At 36.2% G+C, this 4743-nt stretch carries 2 protein-coding genes; both read left to right on the forward strand.

Going from position 1 to position 4743, the window contains the following annotated elements; genetic code table 11:
- The first annotated feature begins 10 nt into the window (after positions 1-10).
- The gene (locus J5224_RS23345) at positions 11-3412 is read left to right on the forward strand and encodes a hypothetical protein (RefSeq protein ID WP_264627629.1); all 3402 of its coding nucleotides are present in this window, start codon (positions 11-13) and stop codon (positions 3410-3412) included.
- A gap of 127 nt (positions 3413-3539) precedes the next feature.
- Positions 3540-4743 (forward strand): hypothetical protein (locus J5224_RS23350; protein ID WP_264627630.1); only part of this gene is annotated, 1204 nt, incomplete at its 3' end.

Here is a 4743-nt window from a genome sequence, read left to right on the forward strand (position 1 = left end):
GTCGGAGAGATTGAAAACCAGTGAGATAAATGATAAACCTGTACTTCCTGATTACTCACTTGGGAGAAAATCAACGATAGCTATTGGACTCATTATGTTAGGCGGCACAGGATGGTGGTTAGGTTATTCTCGCTACCGGCAGTGGGGACGCGATTCCATTCAGCCTATCTCAGCGGATAACGGTTCGATTTATCCTGCGGAAGCGCGGTATCCTGACCAAAAAATTACTATTGAAAAATACCCTGATAGGCATGAAAAACAGGGCTATACCAATGAGGCTAATGTAACGACGCATTTTCCGAAAGCGCGTGTTTTGTACGTTCGAAAAAGACACATTGAAAAAGAGACGGAGACTAAAAAAAATGCACCAGCATACGATGACGTTAAAATAATTAAACTTACAGATTGTCGCGATGAAAGAGAGCGTTTAGCGCTGTCAGATATATTACGAGTGATTAGCAAAACGATAAGATACCCGATATCCTCATTGATTGAGGAGGGGCGGATAGTGTTAGATTACAGTATCTATGCCAAGGGGTGTGTCGATCACAGTAAGTTTAACTCAATCTCTCAAAAAATTGAAAGTGCTATCAATTCGCTGCTGTCCTGGATTCCTATGTATAACAGAACGCACTTGATTACCCTGATAGCGGCTACCGTCCTGGATATGATCTCTGATGCTATCGAAGGCAAGGAGTTATCATTATCCTATATCGAGGATATTGATAATAATATTATTAATTTGGCGAAGGATATGATCTCTTCTTTATCAACCATACAGATCAATAACATGATAAAGCCTGATGGTCAAAAAGAGATTAATGCCATGACTAATGATGTTAAATATCGCAAAGGGAAATTAATAATCAGAACAGCTCACCCTATAAGAGATATTCCTGTAAAAAACTTTTTTAACCACTTCATCGATGAAAGAAGAAATAAATATCTTTTTTATGAGAACAATCATTGGGTTGTAAATAGAAACATTCAATTTAATCACGAAGTAAAAAAAACCAAGAGATTGATTGATAAGATATGGAGGGATGAAAAGGGGGTGTTTTATTTTAGAAACAGCTCACCCGAGTTTTATGGTGATTCGATTTTAATAAGACATTTAGATGAACTGTATATTGTTATTGGAAATAGAATTTATCCGGCAAAAGAATTTCAAGTCAATCCGAGAGTGTTTCGCTACCTGGCATTGAAACACAGTGTGTATGTCCCTGTTGTACAGCGAGCAGGAAAGTGGGTGTTTGAAAGTAAAATAACCCATTCTGCGAGCAGCGATCTGGTTCATTTTTTAACAGAAAAAGAAAACATCAAAAATAGATTGGTTAGGAATCACGTAGCACACAGCGACGTTGGGCCAATAACATTATCCAGAAAATTCCAGTTCGATAAAAATTACAATCGATATCTAAAAATCAATGAAGGTTATTACAGGGTTAAGCAAGATGTGTTCGGCTCTCTGTATGTTGATGGACATCGAGATATACTTCCCTTGAGAGAAAAAGATAGCCAGTTTTATACAAAATCATACCTTGCAGAAGGACAGTTTTCATACTATAAAAAAGCGTTACAAAAACCTTTTTCCTCCCATGATGATAAAAATTATTATCTAGATAACAGCGTGGTTGAGAGGATGCCCCGTAGTCAGTTATTCATGCAAGCCAAATCCTTTTCTGATGATACTTTTCTTGCTGAACATCAATATGATAGATCCCAAAAAATTGATGGTGCCTACGTTTTAGACGGAAAATATTTTTTTCTTTATAACAATAAAATGATTGCGGTTACAGACTTAGGAAATGATTATTTTTTATTACCGGAGAGACATGCTGATGATGGTATTTTTTTATATAAAAACAGTCGAGGAAATACCTATTATTCTTTTCAAAAAAAAAGTGGTATCAAAATAAATAAATACAATACCAAAACATTGCAATGCAAAGTAAAGCGGCAAGTACCTTCAGGGTGCATGAACGCGTATTATGAAACGGCAGAGTTTACTTCTCTACTTAAACGGAATGTCGATAATGGCATTAAATTGTTCAACGCAAAGGAAATGTTAGAGCCATACCGCGATCTTGACGGTTTTTACCGAAATAAAAATGATGAAAATAAGCTCTATTATTTTTTTAATGATAATGTTTATTTTCATGCCAGTGAAGTGGACAGCGCCGAAGATAGAATTGCACCTGTTTATTTTAAACTGTATGGAAAAAATGCAGAGGGCGAAATAAACCCCAGTTTCGTCATTTCAGATGTCTGCATCATAAAAGATTTTTATGATAAAAAAACTATCGTGAGTACGCCTATAGAAGCACAAGAAATCGTATTGGACTTAGACAAAACGTATTCACAAAAATTACTAAGGTGGCAGCAACGCAGTTCGGAAGGTATCATCGCTGAAAAGGGAAGTGAAGATATTGAGCAGTTATTACGCAAGTTACATGAAAAATTTGATAGTGATGAAGTCACAAAACTGTTTGATTTGAGCAGCAAAAAGAGCATTACTTCCATAATAGATGCCGATTATTATATTAATAATGCAATAAAAGAAATCATCAACAGGCCTGATTCATTTGATTATATAACGTTAGCGTCAATAGAGAATGAAAAGAGTGATGTCATTTTATCAGCGATATTCAATGAAGCCTATAGTAATGCAATAGAAATGGTTGATAAGTCAAGTCGATTTGTCAAAAGCGATCGTTATTTAGCTGATGAGTATATCATTGAGCGGTTAAAGATTTCTGATAAAAGAGTGATTGACATTTTTATTGATTCATTCACTAAGATCTCAGGTAGAATAAATCAGTTGTTTAGCATGCATAATAAAGAAAATATTATTCTTATTGTCAGAAACAAAAACCATCCGATAGCATCGGATAAGAAAAATATAGATGTGAATCGTAATGTTTTAGGTTTTTCATTTATTAATGACCCTCTTGATCGGGTTTTTTTAAATACGGATATCATCCCTGATGATTTGACCATGAATGCGAGTGATTATGAGGGATTTAGCCAGCAAGAGTACTATGTAAACTTGATGTCTGGAACACTCTGCCATGAAGCCATACATGCATTAGGCAATCCTGATGATTACTTTTATCATCGAATAGATGAAAATGGGAAACTGCAACAGGTTGAGGACGCTATCGACCGGATTGAGTATTTTATCCTGACGGGAAATGCATTCAATGATCGATTTGTCTATCTTTGTAAATCATATTTTATGAGCAACCCTATATATGCTGGAGTCAATATAGAGAGTCTGATGAAACCAGCCGTGTTTCATCAGCTTTTCGTCAGGGATAATTATCTTCGCGCTATCGTTCTGTTAAATAACCCGGATACATTAACGCTGCTGATTCGTGATTTTGCACGGGATCATGTTTTGCTGTTATAACCGGACTTGTTTGTCTTATTTAGATGTCATGCACGATGATAATTTTCTCTGTAAGTAGTCATAGGGCTAATAGCTAATGATATTTATTAATGACGAGTTATGTTGGTAACAATCGGAGCATTTATTGATGCATGTAAAAACAAACCAAAAGCATTCATTCGAAAATTTGCCTTATTGTAAAAATTTCAATGAAATGACTACCGCTCATCGATTACATCATCAGCCCAATGGCCGGCCTGTTGCATCGGCGGCGAGAAAAACCTTGGCCGAGGAAGCGAACCCGCGGGCGGATGTGTTCAGCATATTTTCGTTTATTACACGGGTTTTCTCGTTCGGCACATCCTTACCACGACGTACTGACGAGAGTGCGTTTTCTCACATATCCCTCTCGGGGCAAAAGCTGATAGATGAAAGTGAGGCGTTGAAAGAGAAAACAAGAGGTGTTAATGAACAGAAAATTGGGTTCAATCTGACAAAAAAGCAAGCATTGGTTTTTGGCAGTCTGCTCCTTGGCGCTGGATTTGCCGGAGTTGTTTATTATCGCAATAACCACTCCCCCCAAAAACAGCATAGTGATAAAAATAATTATCACAACGATCGGGGTATTTATTTGGACATTAAAAATTCTTCTGAATATCCCTATGAAATGAATGACGATGATTTTGTGAACCCTTCCATTTACACCGACAAAACTATTATTGGCATTCCTGATCCTGTAACTGGATTGTGGCAAATATCAGAAGAGGAGTTTTACAATGATATTTCTGTGATAAATCAGTTGGTAGTATCCAGTTTTGACGACGGTTACGTTGTAGATCATGCTAACGCCCCTCCTGATAGAGTGGCGCGACAGAGCAGAAGAGTAATTATTAAAAATAAAAACATACTGAGTGAGATAATTAATCTTACACGCGATGAAAAAATTGACCGGCATTTAAGAAATGAATTTCATCATATTTTTAGGCGTTCAGAATCATCACCAGATGTAAAAAAAATTGAAAATAAAAGAGAAAGAAATATCAGGCTGTTGTTAAAGTGTATTCAGTATACGCATAAATATATCTATGGCGCTTTTGCTAATGAAATAAATAACCTGTCCTTTTTTCTTGCAAATATCCATTTGGTAAAGCTATGGCGGATTGTTGAAAGCTTGTCTAAAAAAGATAAAAGAACAGTTCGTGTTTTAATAAAAGAACATAACGCTATGTTCAAAGGGAAAACCCATCATTTTTCTTTCCTCGAAAATAATCATAAGCGAAAGAGAACAAATAAGAAACGTCCTGGCGTTGATGGGAAAGTCGATCCCTACCTTTCTGTCAATAAAAACAAAA

The sequence above is a fragment of the Candidatus Symbiopectobacterium sp. NZEC135 genome, assembly GCF_025962695.1.